Annotated in this window: 4 protein-coding genes; all 4 read right to left on the bottom strand. The window is 37.5% G+C overall.

The window, feature by feature from the left end:
* Positions 1 to 135: 135 nt before the first annotated feature.
* The 4 genes from ACED29_RS21015 to ACED29_RS21030 all read right to left on the bottom strand — a co-directional run bounded on the left by ACED29_RS21015 (position 136) and on the right by ACED29_RS21030 (position 1803).
* Positions 136 to 555 (bottom strand): hypothetical protein, encoded by a 420-nt coding sequence (locus ACED29_RS21015; protein ID WP_371698668.1) that lies wholly within the window; start codon positions 553 to 555, stop codon positions 136 to 138.
* A gap of 86 nt (positions 556 to 641) precedes the next feature.
* Positions 642 to 950, bottom strand: a complete 309-nt coding sequence (locus ACED29_RS21020; protein WP_182699081.1) for a hypothetical protein — start codon at positions 948 to 950, stop codon at positions 642 to 644.
* A 105-nt stretch (positions 951 to 1055) separates the two neighbouring features.
* Complete coding sequence (locus tag ACED29_RS21025; RefSeq protein ID WP_371698669.1) at positions 1056 to 1229, bottom strand: hypothetical protein; 174 nt, start codon at positions 1227 to 1229, stop codon at positions 1056 to 1058.
* A gap of 118 nt (positions 1230 to 1347) precedes the next feature.
* Entirely contained in the window at positions 1348 to 1803 is a 456-nt protein-coding gene (locus tag ACED29_RS21030) for a hypothetical protein (protein WP_371698670.1), read from the bottom strand.
* Between the last annotated feature and the right edge of the window lie 63 nt (positions 1804 to 1866).

Here is a 1866-nt window from a genome sequence, read left to right on the forward strand (position 1 = left end):
AAAGATAAATACTCACAGAAAAGTTTAGAGAAACAAGAGCTACAATACTAACGAAAAGATAATCCATATTCTTAATAACTCCTTAGGCATATAACGCCAGTAGCAGGCGCAATATTTGTCGCTTGCCTACTTTTGTTATGCATTGCGAAGGCCCACCCAATAAGCCACTTTATTGAACCCATCATTTTCAATTACTTGAGGATGTGTTGAATATTCAAGCATAGCCTCCTTAACCATTTCCTTGCCATAGGTCTTTACACAAGGAAGAATCAGAAACTTGTTAGAGCTAGGGTTTGGCTCCAACATAGAGGCTAAAACCAAGTCTTTTAGTAGCGATTTTGGCAATGGATTTACCTTACTCATCACTTTTGCAACAAACCACTTTTTACGCTTATCTTGAAGAGTGGCTGTAAACCACGCAAGCGCCTCAGGATTATCACGCGGAAAATTGCTTGCAACGAACCTTATGATTTCATTAATTTTGTGATAAGCCGCATTCTTATCTTCGGCATTAATAGCCTCGTCATATTCGGCTGCAAGTTCATCTAAGTTCATAAATTCATTCTGCATAACGCTGCAATAAGAGGCGAGCGATAGTGAGTCCAGCCCACGTTTTTTGTGGGCGATTTTTAATTGCCTTGTTATGCATGGGGTGAAGACTCCTCTATAAGTTGGGAAGCAAGCTGTTTTTGGTCAACACCTTGTTTATATGCGGTGATTATTTCTAAGTAAACAGCCTTAGATTCTTCTCTATTAAAAATCTCGATAAACTTTTCCTCGACGAGATCCTTTAAAGTGAAAGAACTACCACCTAGACCATGCCCCCAGCCCTCTGAAACACCAAATGGTCTCTCTGAATCAAGGCACACAGACAGAACTTTTGGATAAGAGCCATGGTGCCCTCCTTTCCAATCACCATTAACAACAACTATATCCGTATAAGTATTCATATTTACTTTGCATAACGCCCTGCTAAGGAGTAGTTGCGAGTGTTGTTGGCGAAGCCAGCGAGTAACTGTCCCGCAGCGTTTTTTGCTGCGAACTTGAGCAGTTTGTTATATGCCGATAGGCGATGAATCATGCCATACATCCTCAACACCATCAGCAACCTGAACTTGACTAAATTCATCCCAGCCATGTTGAGAACTCTCTAAGTCAAAGAAAGAACCCGCACCAAATATCTTAGAATGACGTCTATCTGCAATGTTTGAAACTAAATATTTGGACATTTTTCCTCCTAAACGTATAACGCCGCCATAAGCGGCTAAATAATAGTTGGCTAAAATAGCGAGGAACGAGCACAGCCAACTATTATGTGTCCGTTTACTTTATGGCCTTGTTAGGTACTTATTCTACAGGCTCATTTTCAGCGTTGATTTCTATAAAGTCCTTTATTACATCATCGCCAATTGAGAAATTTATATTCAATGTAATACCTTGGTTTAAGCTAGGTGTTTCAAATACTGAAAATTCACCTGATATTTTATCTAGGTGAACACTACCAAAATTAAAATCATTTACACTACAACTCAGTAATCTTGATAAATTAAGATTCATAAATTCAGTTGAAGTGTTTTTTATTAAGTAATTACAGAACTCCTTACCTTCCTCTGTTTCATTATGTTCACAGCTCTTTGAGAAGTTAGCCCAATCATTAATCAATTTAACTTTTAAAGGTTTACCGACTTTTGATTTGCTAGCAAAGGAAATTAAGTTTTCGCACAACTTATCATCTTGCGCTGATGCAATGAATGGCATTCCAATAATTGATATCAATAAAACTTGAAAATTACACTTAAACACTAGAAGTACCTAACGAGCCTGTAGAATTACTCGTTTTTAAATTTATTTTGATTAATGAATAAA

The sequence above is a fragment of the Shewanella sp. 5S214 genome (assembly GCF_041439795.1).
Lineage (GTDB): Bacteria > Pseudomonadota > Gammaproteobacteria > Enterobacterales > Shewanellaceae > Shewanella > Shewanella vesiculosa.